At 64.7% G+C, this 23,306-nt stretch carries 20 protein-coding genes; 13 read left to right on the top strand and 7 right to left on the bottom strand.

All coding sequences use genetic code 11. From position 1 onward, the window contains the following. The first annotated feature begins 6 nt into the window (after positions 1-6). Positions 7-648 (top strand): hypothetical protein, encoded by a 642-nt coding sequence (locus ACR9FL_RS01830; RefSeq protein WP_296178002.1) that lies wholly within the window; start codon positions 7-9, stop codon positions 646-648. Between the two features lie 4 nt (positions 649-652). Here the strand turns inward: ACR9FL_RS01830 and ppk2 are convergent, their stop codons facing one another. Next, entirely contained in the window at positions 653-1,396 is a 744-nt protein-coding gene (ppk2, locus tag ACR9FL_RS01835; protein WP_436356875.1) for a polyphosphate kinase 2, read from the bottom strand. 98 nt (positions 1,397-1,494) lie between these two features. Between ppk2 and ACR9FL_RS01840 the strand changes: the two genes are divergently transcribed. Beyond that, on the top strand, positions 1,495-2,592 hold the full coding sequence (locus ACR9FL_RS01840; protein ID WP_436356876.1) for a serine hydrolase domain-containing protein: 1,098 nt from the start codon (positions 1,495-1,497) through the stop codon (positions 2,590-2,592). A gap of 226 nt (positions 2,593-2,818) precedes the next feature. Beyond that, positions 2,819-3,022 carry a cold-shock protein gene (locus tag ACR9FL_RS01845; RefSeq protein ID WP_105564392.1) on the top strand — a complete coding sequence of 68 codons (204 nt, stop codon included), beginning with the start codon at positions 2,819-2,821 and terminating at the stop codon, positions 3,020-3,022. Between the two features lie 269 nt (positions 3,023-3,291). Here the strand turns inward: ACR9FL_RS01845 and gluQRS are convergent, their stop codons facing one another. Further along, positions 3,292-4,140: a tRNA glutamyl-Q(34) synthetase GluQRS gene (gluQRS, locus tag ACR9FL_RS01850; RefSeq protein ID WP_296173515.1), complete on the bottom strand. Its 849-nt coding sequence runs from the start codon at positions 4,138-4,140 to the stop codon at positions 3,292-3,294. A gap of 213 nt (positions 4,141-4,353) precedes the next feature. Here gluQRS and ACR9FL_RS01855 point away from each other — a divergent pair, with 213 nt between their 5' ends. From ACR9FL_RS01855 to ACR9FL_RS01890, 8 genes are all read left to right on the top strand, one after another. Further along, positions 4,354-5,022, top strand: a complete 669-nt coding sequence (locus tag ACR9FL_RS01855; protein WP_296173518.1) for a DNA-3-methyladenine glycosylase family protein — start codon at positions 4,354-4,356, stop codon at positions 5,020-5,022. After that, the gene (locus ACR9FL_RS01860) at positions 4,961-5,656 is read left to right on the top strand and encodes a trimeric intracellular cation channel family protein (RefSeq protein WP_436356877.1); all 696 of its coding nucleotides are present in this window, start codon (positions 4,961-4,963) and stop codon (positions 5,654-5,656) included. The genes ACR9FL_RS01855 and ACR9FL_RS01860 overlap by 62 nt, the downstream gene beginning before the upstream one ends. 12 nt (positions 5,657-5,668) lie before the next feature. After that, positions 5,669-6,067, top strand: a complete 399-nt coding sequence (locus ACR9FL_RS01865) for an ASCH domain-containing protein (protein ID WP_436356878.1) — start codon at positions 5,669-5,671, stop codon at positions 6,065-6,067. Positions 6,068-6,215: 148 nt separating this feature from the next. Next, positions 6,216-6,791 (top strand): HNH endonuclease, encoded by a 576-nt coding sequence (locus ACR9FL_RS01870; RefSeq protein WP_296173595.1) that lies wholly within the window; start codon positions 6,216-6,218, stop codon positions 6,789-6,791. 130 nt (positions 6,792-6,921) lie between these two features. Continuing rightward, the gene (locus ACR9FL_RS01875; RefSeq protein ID WP_436356879.1) at positions 6,922-8,256 is read left to right on the top strand and encodes a tyrosine-type recombinase/integrase; all 1,335 of its coding nucleotides are present in this window, start codon (positions 6,922-6,924) and stop codon (positions 8,254-8,256) included. A 43-nt stretch (positions 8,257-8,299) separates the two neighbouring features. Next, positions 8,300-9,388, top strand: coding sequence for a Fic family protein (locus ACR9FL_RS01880; RefSeq protein WP_436356880.1), 1,089 nt, complete (start codon positions 8,300-8,302; stop codon positions 9,386-9,388). 200 nt (positions 9,389-9,588) lie between these two features. Further along, a complete protein-coding gene (locus tag ACR9FL_RS01885) occupies positions 9,589-10,671 on the top strand; it encodes an IS110 family transposase (RefSeq protein WP_436356235.1) in 1,083 nt (360 codons plus the stop codon). Between the two features lie 579 nt (positions 10,672-11,250). After that, complete coding sequence (locus ACR9FL_RS01890; protein ID WP_436356881.1) at positions 11,251-12,468, top strand: DUF3363 domain-containing protein; 1,218 nt, start codon at positions 11,251-11,253, stop codon at positions 12,466-12,468. A gap of 17 nt (positions 12,469-12,485) precedes the next feature. Here ACR9FL_RS01890 and ACR9FL_RS01895 read toward each other — a convergent pair whose 3' ends face one another. Together ACR9FL_RS01895 and ACR9FL_RS01900 are read right to left on the bottom strand one after the other, a co-directional pair. Continuing rightward, positions 12,486-12,779 (bottom strand): hypothetical protein, encoded by a 294-nt coding sequence (locus ACR9FL_RS01895; protein ID WP_412876152.1) that lies wholly within the window; start codon positions 12,777-12,779, stop codon positions 12,486-12,488. A 191-nt stretch (positions 12,780-12,970) separates the two neighbouring features. Continuing rightward, entirely contained in the window at positions 12,971-13,849 is an 879-nt protein-coding gene (locus tag ACR9FL_RS01900) for a HEPN domain-containing protein (protein ID WP_436356882.1), read from the bottom strand. Positions 13,850-14,406: 557 nt separating this feature from the next. Here ACR9FL_RS01900 and ACR9FL_RS01905 point away from each other — a divergent pair. Further along, entirely contained in the window at positions 14,407-15,777 is a 1,371-nt protein-coding gene (locus tag ACR9FL_RS01905) for an RES family NAD+ phosphorylase (protein WP_436356883.1), read from the top strand. A gap of 248 nt (positions 15,778-16,025) precedes the next feature. Here ACR9FL_RS01905 and ACR9FL_RS01910 read toward each other — a convergent pair whose 3' ends face one another. The 3 genes from ACR9FL_RS01910 to ACR9FL_RS01920 are packed head-to-tail and all read right to left on the bottom strand — an operon-like array spanning position 16,026 to position 19,661. Beyond that, positions 16,026-17,972 (bottom strand): DUF3732 domain-containing protein, encoded by a 1,947-nt coding sequence (locus tag ACR9FL_RS01910; RefSeq protein WP_436356884.1) that lies wholly within the window; start codon positions 17,970-17,972, stop codon positions 16,026-16,028. After that, the gene (locus ACR9FL_RS01915) at positions 17,969-18,490 is read right to left on the bottom strand and encodes a three component ABC system middle component (protein ID WP_436356885.1); all 522 of its coding nucleotides are present in this window, start codon (positions 18,488-18,490) and stop codon (positions 17,969-17,971) included. The genes ACR9FL_RS01910 and ACR9FL_RS01915 overlap by 4 nt, the downstream gene beginning before the upstream one ends. After that, the gene (locus ACR9FL_RS01920) at positions 18,483-19,661 is read right to left on the bottom strand and encodes an ABC-three component system protein (protein ID WP_436356886.1); all 1,179 of its coding nucleotides are present in this window, start codon (positions 19,659-19,661) and stop codon (positions 18,483-18,485) included. The genes ACR9FL_RS01915 and ACR9FL_RS01920 overlap by 8 nt, the downstream gene beginning before the upstream one ends. Positions 19,662-20,729: 1,068 nt before the next feature. Between ACR9FL_RS01920 and ACR9FL_RS01925 the strand changes: the two genes are divergently transcribed. Continuing rightward, positions 20,730-23,087, top strand: coding sequence for an arylsulfatase (locus ACR9FL_RS01925; RefSeq protein ID WP_436356887.1), 2,358 nt, complete (start codon positions 20,730-20,732; stop codon positions 23,085-23,087). Positions 23,088-23,306 lie beyond the last annotated feature (219 nt).

Here is a 23,306-nt window from a genome sequence, read left to right on the forward strand (position 1 = left end):
CGCAGCATGACCGCCCCACGGCCCAAGGCGCGACCGCCCATCATCCTCTACCTGACCTGGCTCATCCTGATCGGGGCTGCGGTGGTGGGCTTCGTCACCGACGAGTTCAGCGTCACCTTCGTCGGGATCGGGACCCTGCTGCTGTCGCTGGTTCCGATCTGGCTGGGCGAGCGGGTGGGGGTGAGGCTGCCGACGGTCTTTGTCAGCGCCATCGCCGCCTTCCTGTGCGCCACCCTGCTGCTGGGCGAGGTCGGGGACTTCTATGAGCGTTACTGGTGGTGGGACGTGGTGCTGCACGGCGGCTCGGCCGTTGGATTCGGCCTGGTCGGGTCACTGTTGATGTTGATGCTGGTCAAGGGCGAGCGGCTGAAGGCGGCGCCTCTGACGGTGGCCTTCTTCGCCTTCTGCTTCGCCGTGATGATCGGCGCCCTGTGGGAGATCTGGGAGTTCACGCTGGATCAACTGTTCGGCCTGAACACCCAGAAATCCGGTCTGGTCGACACCATGTGGGACCTGATCGTCGACGCCATCGGCGCCCTGATCGGAGCCGGCGCGGGCTGGGCCTATCTGAAGGGACGGCACGGCCCGCTGGTGGGCGCGCTGCGCGCCTTTGTCGACAAGAACCGCCGCCTGTTCGGCGACGACTGAGGCGTCACTTTGCCAGCCGGCCCTTGGCCTTGTCGGCGGAGAAGACGATGTCGGAATCCGGCTTTTTCGCCTCCAGCGTCGGGCAGTTCAACTGGCGCAGCACGTGGCGGATGATGTTCAGCCGCGCCTTCTTCTTGTTGTCGGTGGCGACGACGGTCCAGGGCGCATAGTCGGTGTGGGTGCGCTCCAGCATCTGGTCGCGGGCGGCGGAATAGGCGGACCAGCGGGCCTGGGCCTCGGCGTCCAGGGGAGAGACCTTGAAGCGTTTCAGCGGGTGGGTGGTGCGCTCCTCCAGCCGTCGCGACTGCTCCTCCTGGCTGATGTCGAGCCACAGCTTGATCAGGGTCGTGCCTGACTGGGTCAGCATCCGCTCAAAGTGCGGGGCGTCGTGCAAGAAGCGCTCGTGCTGCTCGGGCGTGCAGAAGCCCATGACCGGCTCGACCCCCGCCCGGTTGTACCAGGAGCGGTTGAAGAAGACGATTTCTCCGGCGGCGGGCAGGTGGGGCGAATAGCGCTGGAAATACCACTGGGTCAGTTCGCGGTCGTTGGGCTTGGGCAGGGCGACGACGCGGGTCTGGCGAGGGGCCATGAACTCGGTCATCCGCTTGATCGCGCCGTCCTTGCCGGCGGCGTCACGGCCCTCGAAGACGATGACGACCTTCAATCCCTGTTCGATGGCCCAGGCCTGGGTCTCGACCAACTGGATCTGCAGGGCTTCCAGGGTGTCGTCGTAGTCGTTCTTGGCCATGAGCGCAGCGTCCTGTTGTCGCGATGGGCGAAGCTTGCGGCGAATTCACTGGCGCCGCCAGCCTTGCTGTTGTGGGTGGAACGCAAAAGGAGCCTGAAATGATCAATCGCCGTCATGTCATGGCCGCCGGCGCCGCCGCCTCTGTGCTGCCGTCCGCCGCCGCCGCCGAGCCGGCGACCGCCTTCGACGCGGCCCTGGGCGCCGCCTTTGACGGGGTGAAGCCGGTCGCCCTGGCGGGCGGACTGGTCACGCCGCAGGGGCTGGAATGGTCGGGCGTGCGGGGCGTGCGGCGGACGGGTCAGGACGCCTCGGCCCTGGCGGGCGACCGCTGGCATCTGGGCTCCAACACCAAGGCGATGACGGCGGCGGTGTTCGCGCGGCTGGTCGAGCAGGGACGGGCGCGCTGGGCCATGCCGGTGGCCGAGGCCTTCCCCGGCTTGAGCCTCGACGCAGGCTGGGACGGGGCGACGCTGGACGATTTCATGAGCCATAGCGCGGGTCTGAAGGACGACCCGGTCATGGGCATGGCCTGGCTGATGACGGCGCGGGCCGATCCAAAGTCCTTGCCCGAACAGCGTCGCGTCATCGTTGAGAAGGCCTTGGCCGCGCCGCCGTCGGGGACCCGAGGGGCGTTTGAATACGGCAACGCCAACTATGTCCTGGTCGGCGCCGCCATTGAGGCCATCACCGGAGGATCGTGGGAAGAGGCGATGCAGGCCGAGCTGTTCACGCCTCTGGGCCTGACTTCGGCCGGTTTCGGGGCGCCGAAGGGCGACAACGCCTGGGGCCATCGCCGCATGGGCGAGACAGCGCTCGCCATGGACCCGAACGATGACGGCTCCGACAATCCGCTGGCCCTGGGCCCGGCGGGGACGGTGCATATGACGGCGGCGGACTATGGCCGCTTCCTGCAGGTCTTTCTGACCGAGGGCGGCGGCTGGCTGAAGCCGGAGACGATCCAGCGACTGGTCACACCGGCGCCGGGGCAGGGCTACGCTCATGGCTGGATCGCCCTGCCGCCGCAGCCCTGGGCCAAGGGACCGGCGATCGCGCACGAGGGGTCGAACACCATGTGGCACGCCATCGCCATCCTTGATCCGGCGGGCGGGCGCGCCCTGTTCGGCCTGTCCAACGACGGAGGACGCGGCGGTCCGGCCTGCCAGGCCCTGACCATGGGCCTGTTGCGGGCGCTTTGACAGAGGCGTGGATGAGCGGCCGTTAACCCAGACGCCGTGCGGGGGGATTCGCTTTACAGTTGACGGACTGTGGATAGTCGGGTGACAACATCGCCGCAGTCCGGATTTCACGTGGGGTCCAAACCCGCGTCTCGCTCCTTCGCCTGAACGAGCTTGTCCCAGATGGGCTGACGGGTGCTCCCGCGTGGACGCCCGCCTGGCAAAGCGCGTTTACGGAGACGCAGATATGGCGACCGGCACGGTCAAGTGGTTCAACCCCACCAAGGGCTATGGTTTCATCCAGCCCGATAACGGCGGCTCGGACGTTTTCGTCCACGTCACCGCCGTCCAGAAGGCTGGCCTGCAAGGCCTCGATGAAAACGCCAAGGTCGAATACGAGCTGGAAAACCAGCGCGGCAAGACCTCGGCTGTGGACCTCAAGGTTCTCTAAGGCCGACGAACCCGACCAGGGTTCAGACGATTGAAGGGCGCGGGACCAACTGGTTCCGCGCCTTTCTTTGTTTTAGGGCGCTATGCTCGGGTCGCGGACCCTCGCGACTTGAGCGCGTCGTCATCAGCACCAGCCGTCATCCTCGGGCTTGACCCGAGGATCGAACGTAGGGCGCCCTCGTCTTTGCCAATGTCGCGCAGGCGGACAACCCGATCCTCGGGTCAAGCCCGAGGATGACGGCGTGGGCAGGGAGCGGCGGGCGGCGCGCGCTAAAACCCCAGTTCTGTCCGCAGGGCTTCGGGCGTCAGGCCGCCGGCGCGCAGTTCGGCCAGGGTCACAGACTGGTCGCGCTTGGCGTAGCGGCGGCCGTCGGGGCCGGTCAGCAGGCGGTGGTGGCGATAGGTCGGCGCGGGCCAGCCCATCAGGGTCTGGATCAGCCTCTGGATGTGGGTGGCCTCGAACAGGTCCAGGCCGCGCACGACGTGGGTGACGCCTTGCAGGGCGTCGTCGTGGGTCACGGCCAGATGATAGGCGGTCCCGGCGTCCTTGCGCGCCAGCACCACGTCGCCGGCCGTTTCAGGTTTGGCGCGGATCAGGTCGCTCTCGCCGTCGGCGCCTTCGCCCTCCTCGACAAAGGACAGTGCATTCCAGGCCTGTTCGCCCAGGGCTTCGCGCGCCCGGTCCAGCGACAGCCGCCAGGCGTAGGGGCGGCTCTCGGCCAGCAGGCGGGCTTCGTCTTCGGGCGCGTGGGGACCGGGCCGGACGGCTTCGGCGGGACCGTGCGGGGCGTCGCCGATGGCGTCGAGGATTTCCTTCCGTGTGCGGAAGCAACGATAGAGCAGGCCGTGCGCGTTCAGGGCCTCGACGACAGCGGCGTAGTCGGCCAGGTGATCCGATTGGCGGCGCACCGGCGTCTCCCAGTCGAGACCGAGCCAGGCGAGGTCCTCAAGAATGGCCGCCTCGAACTCCGGCTTGCAGCGGGTCGGGTCGATGTCCTCGATACGCAGGATGAAGCGCCCGCCCACGTCGCGCGCCGCCGTCCAGGCGGTCAGGGCCGAAAAGGCGTGGCCCTTGTGCAGGCGGCCGGTGGGCGAGGGGGCGAAGCGGGTGGCGAACATGGGGGCAGCCTAGAGCCTGATCGGTTGAGGTGGAATCGCTTTGCGATTCCGCCGACGCCGTGAATCAGGCTCCAGGATTGATGCTGGAGCGAATATCTGGGTTCAGATGCGATCGCATCTGAACCGATTTCGCTCTAGCGGTTTCCGGCTGTGGTCAGAATGGGGGGCGGACGCCCTCTTTCCCAACGGCGACCCCTCGGCCTAGCATGAGGCATGGCCACAGCCCCGACCGCACCCTCCATCGCCGCCGCCCGCGAGGCCCTGGCCGCCGCCGATCCGGCGCTGGCGCGGGCGCACGTCTCGACCCCCGTGTTCGAGTGGCGGCTGCGGCCCGGCGGATACGAGGGCCTGTTCCGCATGATCGTGGAGCAGCAGGTCTCGGTCGCCGCCGCCGCCTCGATCTGGAAGCGGACGGTCGAGGGCCTGGGCGGAACAGTGACGCCGGATGCGGTTCTGGCGCTGGATGTAGAGACGCTGCGCACCTTTGGCCTGTCGGGCCAGAAGGCGAAATACGGCCATGAGATCGCCCGCGCCCAGACCGAGGGCCGCGTCGACTTCGATCATCTGGAGCGGCTGGACGACGCTGAGGCCATCGCGGCGCTCGTGGCCATCAAGGGGGTCGGCAAGTGGACGGCCGAGACCTTCCTGATGTTCTGCGAGGGTCGGCTGGACGTCTTTCCCGGCGGGGACGTGGCCCTGCAGGAGGCGATGCGCTGGGCGGACGCGGCGGATGACCGGCCCAATGAGAAACAGGCCTATGCGCGGGCCGAAATCTGGCGGCCGCATCGCGGGGTGGCGGCGCATCTGCTCTGGGGATGGTATGGAGGGGTCAAGCGTGGCGATATCACGCTGGAGGACCCGCCGCTTGACCCCGCTGATTGACGCCGACCTGACCCGGCCCGAGACCGTTCTGCCGCTGCTGGACTTTGCGGGCGTGGCCGTCTTCGCCGCGACCGGGGCCCTGGCCGCCGCGCGCGAGAAGCATGATCTGGTGACCTTCGCCTTCTTCGGCGCCATCACCGGGGTCGGCGGCGGGACTCTGCGCGATCTGTTGATCGGCGCGCCGGTCTTCTGGGTTCAGGACTGGCGCTATATCGCCGTCTGCCTGCTGTCGGCGGCGGGGTTCTGGATGTTGGGGGCGCGGACCTGGCGTTTCCGGGCCTTGCTGTGGCTGGATGCGGTGGGCCTGGCGGCCTATGGCGTCATGGGGGCGGCCAAGGCGGCGTCTTACGGCGTCGCGCCCCTGATCTGCGTCGTCATGGGGGTGCTGACGGCCTGCTTCGGCGGGGTGGTGCGCGACGTCCTGGCGGGCCAGCCGTCGATCCTGTTGCGGCGCGAGCTGAACATCACCGCGGCCCTGTTGTCGGCGGGCCTGTTCGTCAGCCTGAAGGCCCTGAGCGTGCCGACCTGGCCGGCGGTGGGCGTGGCGGTCGCGGCGGGTTTCGCCCTGCGCGCCGGCGCCCTGAAGTGGGGGTGGAGCCTGCCGGCCTTCCCCAGCGCGCCGACAAGACACTGAGGATTGAGATCCATGACTGACGTTCCCGCCGGCTATCGTGACGCGCCGCGCTGGCCCTTTGGCGACAGCCCCGAGATGGCCGACGAACTGCTGGCCTTGGTCATCGCGGGCGGCAAGAAGGCCACCTGTTCGGCTCTGGCGGCGTGCGAGGCCGACATCATGCCAAGCGTCGGCGAGATCAGCGTCATCCTGGACGGCGCCGGGGTCCCGCGCTGCGCCATCCGCACCACCGAGGTCGAGATCATGCCCTTCGAGGACGTCAGCGAGGACTTCGCCCGCGCCGAGGGAGAGGGCGACCTGACCTATGAGTGGTGGCGCGACGCGCACGAGGCCTACTACCGCCGCGAGGGGACCTGGGCGCCGGGCATGAAGGTGGTCTGCGAGCGCTTCGAGCTGGTCGAGGTCTTCTGAAAGCGGCGTCACGAAAACGCTGCATCTCGGTCATGGCGATGAGGGAGAATCGGGCGTAGGCTCTTTCCGTCAGACTAGGCCAAGACCAGGGAAGGAGACGTGTCCTCACTCCTGTCGCCTCGAGATCCCCCCGTATGAGCGGGAGGGCCTGATGCAGGTCCTGACCCGCCCCCCGTCCGGCTTTCCCGCCCTGGTGCTGAACGCCGATTTCCGTCCTCTATCCTACTATCCCCTGTCGATCTGGCCCTGGGAAGAAGTGGTCAAGGCCGTCTGGCAGGAGCGCGTCGACGTGGTCGCCACCTATGACAAGGTGGTGCGCAGTCCGTCGATGGAAATGCAGCTGCCCAGCGTCATCTCGCTGAAGTCCTATGTCGACCAGGACAGAAAACCCGCCTTCACCCGCTTCAACGTCTTCCTGCGCGATGGTTTCGCCTGCCAGTATTGCGGGCAGGGCGGCTTGGCCCAGGACCTGACCTTCGACCACGTCATCCCGCGCTCGCGCGGCGGCCGCACCACCTGGCAAAACATCGTCGCCGCCTGCGGCCCCTGCAACCTGAGGAAGGGCGGGCGCACGCCGCAACAGGCCGGAATGCCCCTGCTGCGCCGCACGGCCCATCAGCCGAACTCTTGGGAACTGCAGGAAGCCGGCCGTCGCTTCCCGCCGCACTATCTGCACCAGAGCTGGCTGGACTACCTCTACTGGGACATCGAGCTGGAACCCTAGGGTTTACCGGCGTTGCCTTTTGTTACCCAAGCGCCTGAATATTAGGCGTTTTGTGGGCGAGAGGTGGTTGCCCGTAGTTACCGCTTTATCCTCCGATTTGCTCCCGACTGGTGACCATGTGGTGACCAGAATGGGCACTCAAAACCCGCTGTGGCGGGACGGAGGCGAAATGTCTGGTGACCATACGGTGACCATGCGTCTGACCAAAAGGGCCGTGGATGCCCTGGTGGTGGGCACGAAGCGGTATTTTGCGTGGGATATCGAGTTGAAGGGTTTCGGCGTGCGGGTCTCTCCGCAAGGTCGAAAAACCTACATCGTTCGATATCGCACGATCGGCGGTGCCCGACGGATGCTGACGCTGGCGACCAATGAGGTTCTGACGACAGAGGAGGCGCGCGAGGAAGCGCGCCGCGCGCTCGCGCGCGCCGCAATGGGCGGCGACCCGCAAGGCGTGAAAGCCGAGCGGCGGGCCGAGATGACCGTCCGGGACTTGTGTGAGCTCTACATGGCCGAAGGAACGGCGACCAAGAAGGAGTCGACGCTTCACATCGACCGCATACGGATCAAGCGGCATATCAATCCAAGGATTGGGAACATGAAGGTCACGGATGTCACCAGGGCCGATATCCAGCGGCTGATGATCGACGTGGGCAACGGCAATATCCGCAAGGATGCGACGCCTCACACGCGAGGCGGTAAGGGCGCAGCCGCGCGAACGGTCGGCCTTTTGGGCGGCATTTTCAACTTCGCCGTCGAGTATGGCTTTATCGAGCAGAGCCCCGTCCGAGGCGTGAAGCGTTACAAGGACAATCGGCGTGAACGTTTCCTGTCCGCCGCAGAGATGGCGAGACTTGGCGATGTTCTGGCGCGCCTAGGAAAAGATGGCGGCGATCCTCGACACGTCGCGATCATTCGCCTGTTGACCCTCACCGGCGCGCGCAAGAATGAGATCACGCACCTTCGCTGGCGGGAGGTGGATCTTGAAGGCGGGCTGCTGCGGCTGAAGGACTCGAAGACGGGGCCGAAAGTGATCCGGCTGGGCAAGGCTGCGCGGGCGCTAGTGGGGTCTCTGCCGGTTCATGATCGCGAGTGGGTCTTTCCGGATCGTCGTCATGCGGGGAAGCCGGTGGCCAATCTGGACTGGGCCTGGGTGAACATTCGCAATCAGGCCGGTCTGCCGGATGTGCGCATCCATGATCTCCGTCATAGCTTCGCCAGCGTCGGGGTCGCGGGCGGCGAAGGTCTCACGCTGATCGGCAAGCTCCTGGGGCACCAGCATGTGGTTACGACAAGCCGGTATGCCCATCTCTCCGACGATCCCCTGCAAGCTGCAGCAGACCGGATCAGCGATCGGTTGGCGTCAATGATCCTGCCGGCCCCGGCGGATGATGCAGGCAAGTCAGAAAGCCCTGATGGTGGCTCTGGTCGGCCTAATGAACTGACCGGATTTAACATGTCGAGTTAGACATGTTAAAAGAACCAAAAATAACGAACACGTCCGGCTGGTCATGTTAAAACCCACCTATTCCATTCCTCGCCTTCCGCCGAAGGGGGATCTTGAAACGGCGGCGGTGCTTCGCGAAGCGGCTCGCGCGCACCGCCATCTGGCGGAATTGAAGGGGCGCGCCCGGAGTATTCCGAACCAGGCCATCCTCATCGACACGCTCGCGCTTCAGGAGGCGAAGGCGAGTTCGGAAGTCGAGAATATCGTCACGACCCAGGACGAGCTGTTTCAGGCGAGCCTGCACTGGGATGGCGCCGGCTCCGCCGCGGCCAAGGAGGTCGCCAGTTATCGTGACGCCCTCAAGAGGGGGTGGGACCAGCTCCACGTGAACCAGGGGCTGCTGACCAACAATGTCATCGTCGAGATGTTTCAGGTGCTCAAGCGGACGGATGAAGGTTTCCGCGCGACGCCCGGGACGGCTCTGCGTCATCAGGCGACGGGCGAGCTCGTTTACGTGCCGCCACAGGATCGCCGGGAGATCGAGGCCCAGATGACGGCTCTCGAAGCCTTCATCAATGAGGACGCGGCGAGCGATCTGGACCCTCTCGTGAAGATGGCGCTCATCCATCACCAGTTCGAGAGCATCCACCCCTTCTCGGACGGCAACGGCAGGATCGGCCGGATCCTGAACGTCCTCTACCTGACGCGAACAGGGCTACTGGACATCCCGGTGCTCTATCTCAGCCGCTATGTGACGGCCAACAAGGCGGACTATTACCAGATGCTGCAGAGCGTTCGGGACAACGGCGACTGGGAGCCCTGGTTGCTCTACATGCTCCGCGCCGTATCCACGACGTCCCGCCAGACGCTGGCTCTGATCGACGGCATGAGCGCCTTGATGGCGGACTATAAGCAACGGCTGCGGGCGCACGCGACGATCCGCTATTCGCAGGATTTGCTGAACAACCTGTTCCGGCACCCCTACACGCGGATCGAGTTTCTCCAGAATGATCTCGACGTCACCCGGCAAACCGCTGCCAAGTATCTCGACCAACTCGCCATTGCGGGGTTTGTCGAGAAGCATCAGGCCGGCCGGAATAACTATTACATCAACCGTCCCTTGGTGGACCTGCTGATGCGAGTGTCGGACTGATCGGAAAAACACGGTCGGTCTGTCGGTCATCAGCATCCATCAGCGGTAAGCAGACGCAGAGTGAGAGGGGCGGGAGTGCCGGTGTAATCGGGCCGGCTCGTCTCTCGCCTGAAGCCTCGCCCAGACACCGCATCCCGTCCGTGGACGTTGTCGCCGTTGCGGGCGCACCGCCGCGACCCGCTCAACGGCGGAGAGGGACGATGACGGAACACTATGCGGGCCTGGACGTGGGCGTGGCCGAGACGGCGATCTGCATCGTCGATCTGAAAGGCGAGGTGCGGCTGGAGACGACGGTGGCGACCGAGCCGGACGTCATCGCTCAGGCTCTGGCGCCGTGGCGCGCCACGCTGCGACGGGCCGGGCACGAGGCCGGGGCGCTGTCGCCGTGGCTGCAGCCGGCGCTGAAAGACCTGGGCGTGCCGGCGACCTGCCTGGAGACCCGCCATGTGCGGGCGGCGTTGGCGGCCCAGCGCAACAAGACCGACGCGACCGACGCCCTGGGGCTGGCCCACCTGATGCGCACCGGCTGGTACCGGACCGCCCATGTGAAAACCGAGGCGGCCTACCGGCTGCGGCTGCTGCTGATCCAGCGCCGCAACCTGAAGCGCAAATTCCTCGACCTGGAAAACAGCATCCGTCACTCGCTCAAGAGCTTCGGCGTCAAGCTCGCCAAGGTCGGCCGGGGCGCGTTCGACCAAGCCGTTCGCGACGCTTGCGCCGACGATCCGCTGACCGCCGAGCTGATGGACTGCATGCTGATCGCGCGCGCGGCCCTGTGGACCCAGTACCTCAAGCTGCACGCCCTGACGGTGCGGGTCGTAGCCCAGGACGAGGTGTGCCGGCGCTTCATGGCCATCCCCGGGGTGGGGCCGATCGCGGCGCTGACTTTCCGCACGGCGGTCGATGATCCGATGCGGTTCAAACGATCCCGCGACGTCGGCGCCTACTTCGGCCTGACCTCCAAGCGCTGGCAGTCGGGCACGTCGATCGACATCCAGGGCCGCATCAGTAAGGCGGGCGATCCTGATGTCCGACGCGCCCTCTACGAGGCGGCCTCGGCGATGCTGACCCGCTACAAAGGGCGCAGCGCGCTCAAGAGCTGGGGCGAGACCATCGCCAAACGCTGCCATAAGAAGGCGGTCGTCGCCGTGGCCCGCAAGCTCGCCGTGATCATGCACGCCATGTGGCGCGACGGCACGGTCTACGCTGATGCGGTCGAGACCGGCGTCGCCGACGGCGGGGCGACCGCCAAGGAATGCAAACTGCTGGGCGTCTACGCATGATGCGGCGCCCTGACTGAAACCCCGCCGCCAGGTCCGCCTGACCGCGATTGAGATCCGCCCCGGCGGATGAGGACTGATGCAGACCAGGAAAGCGGGAAGCACGATATCTTGCCTGTGGCCGGAGCAATCCGGACCACGCCGGAGTGCCTGTGATGCTGCCCCGCGAGACCGATGCCGACATGCGCCGCGACGGATCCAGAACCGCTCAGTCGGTCGAGACCCCGCCGTCGATGAGCGCGGAAGAGTGCACGGCGCATCAGGACTCGATGTCCGGACCGATCTCCCCGCAGGCCGCGCGGACCCGATCTCGCCGGGGGCGGGCGCGTCTTCACCTCGGTCCATCAAGGGAATACAATATCCATCAGGAGAACGTCATGAAAACGAGCCCCAGAATGTCCCCGATTAAGAGGGCAAGATAAAAGCGGGGTGTGTTCGCTTCGCTTTTGTCCTTTCGTTTCCACTCGCTAGCGAGCGCTCCCGACCGGTTCTGCGACTTGTGACGACTTGCGGCGGTTGAGGGCGTTTTCGCTCCCCCTGGGAGGCGTCGTCATTACTGTCCGCAGCATCCTCGAAGACCGTATGTCCGCCCTGTCCGCCTTGGACGATGGCGAGCTTCAAGTACGCCTTGCGACGAGCCTGAAGCGAGACGGCTCTGTCCGCACGTCGATGCTGAAGCGGCTCTCGTCGTCGATGCGGTTCAGCTATGGCGCCAGGGCGGGCGCGCTGAAGACGGCCGCGAAGCGATCCGGCAGCGCCTTCCGCGTGGACGTGCGCCAGCGGGTCATCGTCAAGGCGCTGGTGTCGCGACACATGGGAAAAGGCATGGCGCGCGCCGGGGCGCTGGCCGCCCATGTCCGCTATCTCGGTCGTGAGGGCGCCGGCCACGAAGGGGAGGCGGGGACCTTCTTCGACCGGAACGAGGAGGCGGTGGACGGCGCGGAGCGCATCAAGGACTGGGCCGAGCATCGGCACCATTTCCGCTTCATCATCTCGCCTGAGCATGGCGACCGGATCGCCGACCTTCAGGACTACGTGCGCGATGTCATGGGGCGGGTGTGCGCCGATCTGGGCGAGCCCGAACTGCCTTGGATGGCGGTATGCCATTACGACACGGACCAGCCCCACGCCCATGTCCTGATGCCGGGGCGTCGGGCGAGCGGACGGGACCTGGTTATTCCCCGCGACTATGTCGCCTATGGCTTCCGGGCGCGGGCCCAGGAGGCGGCGCAGGAGCGGCTGGGCGACCTGTCACGGCTCGAAGCCGAGCGCCGCGTTTGGCGCGAGACGCAAAGAGACGGCTTCACCAGCTTCGACCGGCGACTGCTGGCGTCGATGGACGGGGAGGGTGGCGTCGGTGACGCAATGGGCGGCAAAAGCGCCTGGGCGGCGCTGACCCGGGGTCGGTTGGCCCATCTGGAGGCCCTGGGTCTCGCGGAGCGTCAGGGGCGGCGCTTCAGGCTCGACGAAGATCTGGAGGGCGAACTGCGGCGGCTGCAGATTTCGAAGGACGTCATCCGCACTCTCAACCAACGTCGGCTGGAGACAGGCAAGACCGCCGAGGTCTTCCGGCAGGGCAGGGTGACCGGAAAGGTGATGAAGGCGGGCTTCCACGACGAGCTCGGCGTTTCGCCGTTTGCGGTTGTCAGGGATGCCCAAGGCGTCGAGCACTACGCGCGGCTGGCGGTAGGGGCGGCCTTGCCGGCGGTCGGCGCCCCGGCGACGCTGGGCATGGACGCGCGCGGCGTGGCGCAGGTCATCCCGGGCGTGGGGCGAGGCGGGGAGGGCCTGGGGCTGTAAGCCGAAGCCGCCTCCAGTCAGGGGCGGGCTTCTTCTCCATGGCGTGGCGCGCTCCAGTCGCCGGAGCGCCGGGGCTGGCTGGAGGACGAGCGAAGGGCCGTCAGTTGGCTGCGCGCCCATTCATGCAGCTTCTGGCGCGGATAGTAGGGCGTGCGGCCCAGATGCATGCATGGCGGGCCGTCGGATCGCGTGCTGAAGACCTTGGCCAGGGTGGCCGGCGAGCGGCGGATGCCCATGCGCAGCAGTTCGGTCGACGCCTCCTTGCGGTTCAGCAGGATGTCTTCAGTCTCTCCAAGGTAAAGGCCAGTCATTGCGGGTGCTCCTCTGTGAGGGCGCTATCCGGCGACGATTATCCACAGGCGGTCAATGCGGGCGCTGGAGGGCGATCACGGACAGGATCGTTTCAGGAATGTTCAGGCGGTTTCAGGCGGTTTCAACAGGTCCGATCCGTTCACGCGGTCTCTCGCGAACGTGATGGGAGGCAGCCGTTTGCGTCCACAGATTAGGCGGTCTCGGCCTTCGCTTTCAGCTCGGCGATCCTGGATTGGCAGTGGTCGGCGACGAGGTCGCGCAGGATGCGGGCGCGGGCCGTCAGCCAGTCCAGGTCCTCGGCCGAGGCGTCGTACTGGTCGCTATAGCGGGCCTCGACATAGGCGCGCTTGAGCAGTTCGAAGCGGCGGCGGTCGGCGCGCTGTTCGCGGGGCCACGCCTCGACCAGGCGCGTGTCCACGTCCTCGGCGAGCGAGCGCAGGAACTTGATGTTGTGCGAGCGCGGGAAATAGAAGGTGTGGACCAGCAGGAAGCAGGCATAGGCCGCTTCGACAGCCTGGTGGAGATTGAAGGCGGCTTTTCGCCTCCAGTTTGCGTCCGTTGGCCCTTCATTCAGCGCGAGTTCCGAAAGTCGAAGCCAATCGTTGGTGTCCTGTAGCTTGACCCTCAGGTGAGCTTCGGCGGTCGCCAGCGCGTCATTCGCTGTCATCGGCTGTGGCGTCGCCAGCGCATGGCCGGGCACGCTGTAGAGCGAGACGCCGTCGCGCACGATGTCAGTCCAGAAGTACTCGCCGCGCTTCAGCGCGTCGTTCACCTCATGGAGGTCGTGGACGATGATGTTGACGGTCCGACTGATGGCGGGATCGCGCAGGATGGCGTCCTCGGAGTTCCACCAGTAGTCGGCGATGTTGGTCATCTTCTCATTGTTGACCACGATCAGCAGATCGAAATCCGACAGGTAGCCGTTCTCGGGCTCGTCGACCCAGTCGCCGCGCGCATAGGATCCGAAGAGGATGATCTTCAGCACCATCCCGCCGCGACGCCATTCCTGCGTGCCGCCACCGCCGCCGTTCTTGGCCGCTTCGAACCCGGCCAGCAGCGTGTCCCGCACGCGCTCAAGCTCGCGCTGCTGCCGCTCCGGTAGATGGTGCAAATCAGACCGCATGGGATGAGTCTAACCGAAACGCCTAGGCTGCACCAACCAACGGCCAAGGTCGCGACGCTTTTGGCCTGCGACGACCGCTTAGCGCCACTAGCTGACATTGGCTTTGCTCCCAAAACCGGACATTTCGACATGGCCCTGAGGTCCGAGCGGACGCTGCGAGTATCCGTGAACGGCACTAAGCCGGTCAGGGCGAGCCGACCCATTGGGAAAGCTGGATGATCGAGCGGAAAGCAAACGTCCGCGGCCTCTATCTCGTCCAGGCGCAGCTTCTCCGGTGCTCGCCTTAGTCCCGCCGACCAAGCGTTAGGGGCCAAAGTCGAAGCTTTCCTCCGTTCGATGCCGCGGCCCGAAAGCCAGCGCTTGCAGATGGCGCACGAACTGCGGGCGGCCGCCCGGATCATTTCCGACGCCAGATCGATGAAGGGCGCTAGCGTGACCCATAGCGGCACGGACAATGGTTCCCCTTTCTCAAGCATGGTGCCATTTTCGGCACGATCACGGCGGTGATCGGATCGTCCGACACCTGCGCTGACCGCGAGCCGAAATCCTCAGACATGCCGCTCTTCTGTCCAATGTGCTTCGACGACCGCGGCCTCCGGCACCGGATTGAGGAAATCCGCCCGCAGTTCGATGAGGGGCGCTGCAGCAAGCATCCAAGGCGCAAGGGCATCCCGATGGAGGCGATCGCCGCCATCGTGGACGAGGTCTTCCGAGGCAACTTCAATTTCGGTGGCGTGGACTATTACGACGACCCTGATGACCCTGGAGCACACGGCCCCCAGCGTGGCCACTATCTCATCGACGCGATCTGGGGACTGGCCCGTCCGCTCGATGATGACGTCGCCAACGCCCTGGTCGAGCAGCTTGTCGAGGATGACTTCTATCTGCCCCAGGACGGCGAGGAGCCGTTCTACATGGACGACGTCCGCTACGAGCGCGTGGACGCCGAGGGAGGGCATGACCGGCTTTGGGAGACCTTCTGCCAGACGGTCACCCACGAGCAGCGGTTCCTCAATCCGAAAGCCGCAGATCTTCTCAGCGAAATCTTCAAGCACATCCACCTGCAGCGTGACACGTCACGGCGCTGCCCCGTCTACCGCGTCGGACCCAAGGACGGCCTGAAGCTGCATCGCGCACGCATCGCCACGGCCGAGACACGCGACGACATTCGAGCCGATCCAGCCCGACAGCTTGGGCCTCCGCCTGGGCGCCTTGGCAAACCCAACCGCATGAATCCGTCAGGGGTGTTGGCGCTCTACGCCTCCTACGACTTAGCGACCTGCGTCTCCGAACTGCGGCCGCTTGTTGGATCGGAGATCATCGCCGCTGAGTTCGAGCTGGTCCGAGACATCGTGGTGCTAGACACGACGCGGTTCGCCGCGCCGGTCAAGGAGCCGAATCTGTTCGCGAAGGACCATATCCGGCGCGTTAGCCAGTGGCGTTTCATGCAACGGCTCATGAGCGAGATCGCCAAGCCCATCTCGCCGGATGACCAGCACTTGGACTACGTGCCGACCCAGTTTGTCGCCGAATACCTTAGCAAGGTCCACGAGGTTCGCATTGGTCGAGACCGCGTCCACCTCGACGCCATCGTCTACCGATCAGCCCAGCGGCCAGCAGGGACCAATATCGTACTCTTGAGCGAAGCGGCCCAGGTCAAGGGGGCGTCCGAGCAACGAACGCCGCTCTTGCCGACATGGGCGGTCAGCTATACCGAGTTCGACCCGCCCACCCCCGGCGTCGCCTACGTTGCGGGTTCGCTGAGAGCCATGACTGTCGAGGCTGCCGACTTCCCGACGGACCAGCCTGTCCGCCTCTACGACCGGCCCAATCCAAAACTGCAGCGCAAGCCGCCGGACGACCTGGGCTTCTAGCCTACCGCTCCAGCTTCACCCTCAGGCGCCTTGCGCGCTCCTTGAAGGCGCGTTCACCGCCTTCGAGGAGCGCGCAGACCTGGTTGCGCATGTTCTCGTCCTCGAGCCCGCCTGAGACGTAGCGGATGGGGGAGTTGGCCCGGGGTGTGGGCGCCCGCAAAGGCGACGATCACCTGATCCGCGTCAGTGTTGACGACCAAGTTGGCGTTGTGGGTCACCATGATCACCTGGCGCGTCTGCTTTGCGCATCAGGGGTTAATCCAGTCGAGCGGCACCAACGTGCGGCCGGACCGCCAGCGTTCAACCACGGCGGCTTCAAACCAGTCCTCATTGAGATCGGCATGGTCGAGCAAGATCACCTGGAGCGAGGGCGCAATTTCGCGGGCGACCTCGGAGATCAGCGAAAAGAGCTTCTGGACCGCCGTCTTGTCCTCGTCCGCGAGCGATGCGATCGAGCCGTCGCCAGAGTCCTTTTCAGGCGGATAATGCGCCTGGGACGGCTGGTCGAGAATGAGGAAGCCGGGCACAGGCCGCGATTTCTGGCGGAACCATTTGTGGAGCGCGAGATGGGTGAGGACGTGATAGCCGACCCAGTTCTCACCGCTGCCCATCCGTTGCAGCGGCACCGGCCCGTCGATCGTGTCGGCTATTACCGTCAGCTTGCGGATGTCTAGCCGGAGTTGGCTGCCGCGATGCTCAAGGTCGAGCGCGTCCGAGTAGTCTGTCATCATCCGACCGATGATGTTGAGATAGGTCTCAAGCCGCTCTTGGGCGTTGTCGTCGCCGACCTCGGCTGCGAGCATGGCGACACGGGCGCGCGCCTCTTCGACCTGCCGCACCAGCGCCGAGTTGTCGGCGCTGCGGGCTGAGGCGCTAAGATATTGCGTGATCTTGCCGACCGTTCGGGCCTGGACGACAAAATCGTCGCGTTGCTTGGCGAGGAGTTCGTTCTCTCGGATGCGAGTGGCCATGCGCTGACCGTTTTCGCGCAAATGGGCTTCTAGTCCGGTCTCGCGCTCCTGAAGCGAGGCGAGCTTCGCCTGGATCTTCGGGTTCTCGGTTTCAACAGCCTGAAGCTCTTGGTGCATCCCAGCGAGCGCGCCTGCGATTTCCTCGACCGCGGGTAATGGCGTCTCGAGCGCGCTCTCGCACAAGGGACAATGGGCATGATCCGCCTCGACGTCGCGAAACAGACCGATAGAGCTTAGTCGGGCGCGCTGCTCACCGGCTTCGCGTCGATAGCTGCCATTCTCGGTGCGGAAGAGTCGCGTCGCGCGCAGCTCCGACTTGACCTTCTCCAGCTCTTTTCGCAGCTCGGCGCGTTCGGCGCGCAGCCTCGCCAGCGCATCGTCGGCGCTGCCGACAACAAAGTTGCCGCCGACGAAATCGGCACCCGCCAAAGGAGCGAGGGCATCGATGACGGCCTCGGGTGTCGACGCAGTGACGCGCTCATCGACCAGGCCGACGGACTTCGCTTCTTCGAGTAATGCCCGGGCCTCGAGTAGCTCGTCAGAACTGGTATTCGAAATCTCCCGGAGCTGCCGCTCGAGGCGCCGCAACTCGCGCTTGGCGGCATCGAGAAGCGAGAGCTTAAGAAGGCGATCTTCGTCGATTGCGCCGAGGAAGTACGGCAGACTGTCCTTTACGGCTTGAGCGATGAAATTGTCGCCCGTGCGGTGGAACAGGATCTTCTTGCTGTCGATCTCGTCCTGATCCTGGAATGAGAATGTCAGCGCGTGGCGGATGTTGGCGGTGAGCGGATCGCGGGTCTGACCGGCGGGAGGCCGATGCTGGTTCTCATTAATGCCGACGGCAGCGGCCAGCGTTTCGCCCAGCGCATCGAGAGTGATATTCTTAAATAACATCGACACTGCAGGCAACTCAATCGACGTGCCGCGCTGAACGTATATGTCCGGACTCGTCTTATTTCCGGGGCCGGGATTGCGACGTGCCACGAAGATCTGGCTATCGCCTGCCTGGAACAGCACGGCGAACCACGATACGTATCGCCGTATAACGCCCTCGGCGACGTAACAGTCGCCGCGACCGGTACAGTAGTCCACGATATCGATCAGTGCCGACTTTCCGGTTTTTGACGCGCCGGTAATGACGTTTAACTCGCCAATCCTGAAAGGCAGCTCTCGGATGCGACCGTCGTGGCTGTAGAGGACGATATTGGCAATCTGGAAGGTCATGGCGCCACTCCCCATGCGGCGAAGATGGTATGATCGGTTCCGGCACCGGCGAGCCACCGGCCGACAAAGGCCGCCCGGTCGACGCACTCGCGCGTCTCATCGGTGTGATTGGGGTCGTTTGGATAGGAGGCCGGTATGCGGCGGCGGCCAACCGCTAGTGCGGCGCCATCAACGGCGAGATAGGCGTGCGCCATCGCGAACATCAGCGCTTCCTGTGTGACCGCCCGGGTGACACGCATGCGGCCAGCGAAGGTTACATGTACGTCCTTATGTTCCTGCAGCCAGGGCAGAACGCCGGTGACGGTTGATTTTGGCAATGCTTCGCGGGTGCGGCGATGAAGGACGATCGGGGCAAGGAGGAAGGCCAATGCGATTGGCATCGGACGGCCCGCCTTGCGCGTATAGTCGGCCACCATGCGGCACAAAAGCATCCCGACAAAGGCTGGGTTCAGGAGATGGGCTTCTTCGCGCGGCTTGTCGCTCCAGGCTGGCCGGATGCTGTAACTTTCGTCACTCATCGCCGCCTCCCTTCACACGGAAGTCGGGGTGCCATCCTAGGGCTAGGCGGTTGGCGAGGATATGGAAGCTCCCGTGCGTCAGGAACCGCTGCCGCACCGAGCGGAGTGGGAAATCAGCGTCGCGCTCTACCCATTGATAGATCTGCCTTCCCGCCGCGATCCGGTCGTCATCGTCTTGTATGTCGCATTCCTCGCAGGCGGATTCGAAGCGGGGTTGCCATGCTTCGATCAGGCCACGCTCGTAGCGTTGCAGCTCATTGTCGACGAGCAGGTCGTCGCGTGTCCATCGCGATCGCTGCTCAAAGGCGCGATAATAATCGCGGATCGCCCATTCGATACGCTTCGGCGCGACCTCGATATCGCGTAGTTGGCGCACGAACAAACGCCCGTCATGTTCATCTAGTATTTCCTGAGTTACGTCGAGTTCGGCGAAATCGACCGGCAAGGCGTCACGCTGGAAACTCTCGCGAAGCTCCTCGATCTTGGCGTCGACGGTAACGACAGGGATCGGCGGAGCGCCCGCAACCGAGAGCGAGGCGATAACCTGGCGGAACCACCATCCTTCCAGACGCTCGACAAGCGCCGGGACGTGCTGGTTTTTCGCTGCATGGTGCAGCTCGGCCTCGATATCTGCTTGCAGGTCGAGCGCGTCGGGTGCCGCGTCAAGCACCGTCATGGCTTTGAGGAGCCCCACGCGCAGCGTTGGATTGAGCGCTACAAATGCTCGATAGGCGGGTGCGTTGGTCACGCTCGTCGATGCAGCAGCAGAGGCTTCGAGTATCGCCAGGGCTTCGGTCTCGTCACGGCCATCCGCCCTAAGTAGCGATGCGGCCGAGCCGGCGGGCGCAGTCGCGGTGGTGATGAGGAAGAAGCGGGAGGAAAGTACCGTCGCGGGGTCGGCCGCAATTCGCTCAGCCCAGACGCGGAGCGTCTTCCACAAGTCTGTGCTAGCGTCGGAAAGGCTGCCTTTGCCGGCAAGATGATGCTTGGTCTGTATCAGCTCGACGGGATCGCCATTCTGCTGGAATGCGACGTCATCGAACCGCTCGATCGAGATGTCTACACCGGGCGCATCGCGCGTCGCTTCAATCGCTTTGAACAGCGCGAAACGGCATTGATACAGATACCCGACCATCGATGCCGTAGCATCGAACTTGTTGCCGCCCACCATAGCTTGGAGCCAATCCCCCGCCTAAACCCCGAACAATACTACGTTCTTGCTAGACTTGTTCAAGCACAACCACCCAAACGCGTGCGACTATCGTGTGCCACACGGCGGCTGACCCGTTCGCGGATCGCTTTCGCTTCCCGCGTCAAAGAGCGGCGCGCCATTCAGCGGGCTATCCATCGACTTTTACACGTTCTTCCAAGCTCATTGGCTCATCACGACCTGGTGTGAGAGCGCAGCGCTGGAAGTGGAAGAAAGCCGCCGGTTGGACTGAACACTGGGAGCATCGCGTCGACCTTTATCGGCACCTCTACCGATGGCGAGCATTCTCTTGATGCAGTCGATCACGTCGTGCCTCGCCCTTCTAAAGGTTCACGTGGGCGGCTATCTCAGCTTCGCAAAGCAGACCTTCCTAACCGCTGCAATGAGTCAGCTTCAGTCTTCCGCGAAGAATTTGCAGGCAATGGCCGTTCCTGACTCAAAGCGGCGGTCGGCAAATTCCGCTCTCGGTCAGGTCCTTGGCGTTAAGGTGCGATGGGGGAACGCAGGTGGCGGTCGAGGAAGTTCAGATAGGCTTCCTGCGCGGCAATCCGCTTCTCGCGCCGCCGGAAGCCATGCACTTCGTGGGGGAAGGGGCGCCGTCGATGAGACGGAGTCCCTGCTTGTTCCATCGCGTAGGCGGAACTGGAACGCTGAACACCACGAGATCCCAAGTTTAGGGTCCGGTGAGGCGTCGGACGCCGAGGTGCGACTTCGACCGGGCAGGGCGCATCCATGGCTATCGCATCGGTTCATCCCAGCTTGCAGGGCATCCTTTCCCGCGGCGCCGCCTCTGCGGCTCGCGTGGCCATGCAAGAGACGCACGTTCCGTCTCGGTGGGTGCCCGACCGATTTCCTGTCCGCCATAGCCCTTGCCGCTCCTGTCCTGGCTATGCGTCCTTAGCCTGGGCACGGAGCTGTCGCGACGGCGAGATACCGGTGGTCGGTGGGCGGCGGCCTCCGGGATTGCCCTGATAACTCTCCGTAGAATGCGCTGATAGCCTGCTCCCCTCTCACAAGAGGATCGCTTCTATGTTGACGCAGAAAGCCACGCCGGACCTGAACCGCTATGTTCTGCCCATCCCCGAACGGGTCCCCCCGCACGACACGCCGATGAATGCGAAGGAAGCCAGGCCGCCCGCACCCAAGTCGTTCCTTCGCCCCCCGACCGGCGCGCCCAATGTGCTAATCATCCTGATCGACGATATGGGCTTCGGTGCCAGCAGCGCCTTCGGTGGCCCCTGCGAGATGCCGACGGCGGAGCGGGTGGCCAAAGAAGGCATCCGCTTCACCCGCTTCCACACCACGGCCCTGTGTTCGCCCTCGCGGCAGGCGCTGCTGTGCGGACGAAACCACCACACGGTCAACATGGGCGGCATCACCGAGGTGGCGACCGCGATGCCCGGCAATACCGGCCTGCGCCCGGACACCTGCGCCACGATCGCCCAAATTCTGAAGTACAACGGCTACAACACTGGCGCCTTCGGCAAGATGCACCAGACGCCGACTTGGGAGACCAGCTCCTCCGGCCCCTTCGACCACTGGCCGACCGGCGACGGATTCGAGAAATTCTACGGCTTCCTCGGCGGCGACACCAACCAGTACGCCCCGCCGCTGGTCGATGGCGTCACCCCCATCGAACAGCCGAAATCGATCGAGGACGGCTATCACCTGACAGAGGACCTGGTTGACCAGGTCATCAACTGGACGGGATCGCTGCAGACCTTCACGCCGGACAAACCCTGGTTCGCCTATCTCGCGTTCGGCGCCACCCACGCGCCGCACCACGTGCCGAAGGACTGGATCGACAAGTACAAAGGCAGGTTCGACCACGGCTACAACAGGCAGCGTGAGATCACCTTCGAGAAGCAGAAGAACCTCGGTGTCATCCCGGCCGACGCTGAACTGACCGTCTCGACCGAATGGCTGCCCGAATGGGACGAGCTGACTGACGACGACCGTAAGGTGTCCTGCCGTCTGGCCGAGACCTATGCGGCCTTCGCGAGCCACACCGACCACCATGTCGGCCGTCTGCTGGACACGCTGGAGACGCGCGGGGCGCTAGACAACACTCTGGTGATCTACATCCTGGGCGACAACGGCTCCTCGGCCGAGGCGGGCCCGTACGGCACCTTCAACGAGATGGCGTTCCAGAACAGCATCGGCATGACGACCGCTGACATCCTGCCGCGACTGGACGAGATCGGCGGGCCCAACGCCTTCAACCACATGCCCTCGGGCTGGGCGCACGCGATGAACACACCCTATCAATGGAGCAAGATCGTCGCCTCGCACTGGGGCGGCACGCGGGTGGGCATGACGATGCGCTGGCCGGAACGCATCAAGGCCAAGGGCGAAATGCGTCACCAGTTCCACCACCTGATAGACATCGCCCCGACCATTCTGGAACTGGCCGGCATCCCCGAGCCGGACTTCGTCAACGGCATCCAGCAGAAACCGATGGAAGGCACGAGCCTGGCCTATCTGTTCGAAGAGGCTGAAGCAGAGGACCGGCGCACGACCCAGTATTTCGAGATCGGCTGCAACCGCGGCATCTATCACGAAGGCTGGACCGCGATGACGATGCACCGCCTGCCCTGGCCCGATAAACGCGAGACGGTCGGCGAGATCGAGGATGATACCTGGGAACTGTACGGCCCCGACGATTGGACCCAGGCGCACAATATCGCCGACAAGAACCCGGAGATGCTACGCAGGCTGCAGGACCGATTCCTGATCGAGGCGGCGAAGTACAACGTCCTGCCGTTGGACCCGCGCCAGCGCGAACGCTTCGATGCCCGGGTCGCCGGGCGGCCCGACCTACTGAACGGCCGGACCTCCATGACCTTCCAGCCGGGCATGACCCGGATGAACGAGAACACCGTCCCCAACATCAAGAACACCGACTTCACCGTCGTCGCGAAGATCGAGCCGGGGACCGAACCGGCCAACGGCGCCCTCATCGCCCAGGGCGGCAAGTTCGGCGGCTGGAGCCTGTATGCGAAGGATGGCGTGCTGGCCTACGCCCACAATTGGGTCGGGCTGGAGACCTTCATCGTCCGCGCCTCCGCCCCGCTGCCGAAGGACGCCCGGGAGATCGTGCTGGAGTTCAAGTACGACGGCGGCGGTGCCGGCAAGGGTGGCGAGGTAACCTTCCGGGCCGACGGCAAGGCGCTGGGGTCGGGTCGGGTCGAGAAGACGGTGCCCGCCATCTTCTCGTTCGACGACTTCATGGACATCGGTCAGGACAATGGCGAACCGGTGATCGAGGACTACGGTCCGGCCGGCAGCCGCTTCAGCGGCGTCATCGACTCGGTGAGCATCACCATCGGCGCTGAGTCCCATCATGACCATGACCTGCTGCTGAAGGCGAAATACGCCAAGCAGTGACGGCCAGGCTCGCGAAGGCACCGAACTTGTTAGACGACGAGAAGCCGGTGGTGAATGTCTAGTTCCTGGAAACAGGCCAATGTCTGTTCGTGGCGCGTTGCAGCCATTAGCGACGACTTTTCGGCTGGTTTCTGGTAGCCTCTGTCGCGTGCTGGAAATCGCTGCGATTTCCGTCGCCGTGGTGACCATATGGTGACCATGGGCATCGGTCGGATTGGC

This window comes from Brevundimonas sp. CEF1, assembly GCF_051353055.1.
Taxonomy (GTDB): Bacteria; Pseudomonadota; Alphaproteobacteria; order Caulobacterales; family Caulobacteraceae; genus Brevundimonas.

Bases quoted from the DNA above. Each gene is read 5' to 3' on its own strand.
- ACR9FL_RS01830 (WP_296178002.1), top strand. From the start codon at position 7: ATGACCGCCCCACGGCCCAAGGCGCGACCGCCCATCATCCTCTACCTG.
- ppk2 (WP_436356875.1), bottom strand. From the start codon at position 1,396: ATGGCCAAGAACGACTACGACGACACCCTGGAAGCCCTGCAGATCCAG.
- ACR9FL_RS01840 (WP_436356876.1), top strand. From the start codon at position 1,495: ATGATCAATCGCCGTCATGTCATGGCCGCCGGCGCCGCCGCCTCTGTG.
- ACR9FL_RS01845 (WP_105564392.1), top strand. From the start codon at position 2,819: ATGGCGACCGGCACGGTCAAGTGGTTCAACCCCACCAAGGGCTATGGT.
- gluQRS (WP_296173515.1), bottom strand. From the start codon at position 4,140: ATGTTCGCCACCCGCTTCGCCCCCTCGCCCACCGGCCGCCTGCACAAG.
- ACR9FL_RS01855 (WP_296173518.1), top strand. From the start codon at position 4,354: ATGGCCACAGCCCCGACCGCACCCTCCATCGCCGCCGCCCGCGAGGCC.
- ACR9FL_RS01860 (WP_436356877.1), top strand. From the start codon at position 4,961: ATGGAGGGGTCAAGCGTGGCGATATCACGCTGGAGGACCCGCCGCTTG.
- ACR9FL_RS01865 (WP_436356878.1), top strand. From the start codon at position 5,669: ATGACTGACGTTCCCGCCGGCTATCGTGACGCGCCGCGCTGGCCCTTT.
- ACR9FL_RS01875 (WP_436356879.1), top strand. From the start codon at position 6,922: ATGGGCACTCAAAACCCGCTGTGGCGGGACGGAGGCGAAATGTCTGGT.
- ACR9FL_RS01880 (WP_436356880.1), top strand. From the start codon at position 8,300: ATGTTAAAACCCACCTATTCCATTCCTCGCCTTCCGCCGAAGGGGGAT.
- ACR9FL_RS01885 (WP_436356235.1), top strand. From the start codon at position 9,589: ATGACGGAACACTATGCGGGCCTGGACGTGGGCGTGGCCGAGACGGCG.
- ACR9FL_RS01890 (WP_436356881.1), top strand. From the start codon at position 11,251: ATGTCCGCCCTGTCCGCCTTGGACGATGGCGAGCTTCAAGTACGCCTT.
- ACR9FL_RS01895 (WP_412876152.1), bottom strand. From the start codon at position 12,779: ATGACTGGCCTTTACCTTGGAGAGACTGAAGACATCCTGCTGAACCGC.
- ACR9FL_RS01910 (WP_436356884.1), bottom strand. From the start codon at position 17,972: ATGACCTTCCAGATTGCCAATATCGTCCTCTACAGCCACGACGGTCGC.
- ACR9FL_RS01915 (WP_436356885.1), bottom strand. From the start codon at position 18,490: ATGAGTGACGAAAGTTACAGCATCCGGCCAGCCTGGAGCGACAAGCCG.
- ACR9FL_RS01920 (WP_436356886.1), bottom strand. From the start codon at position 19,661: ATGGTGGGCGGCAACAAGTTCGATGCTACGGCATCGATGGTCGGGTAT.
- ACR9FL_RS01925 (WP_436356887.1), top strand. From the start codon at position 20,730: ATGTTGACGCAGAAAGCCACGCCGGACCTGAACCGCTATGTTCTGCCC.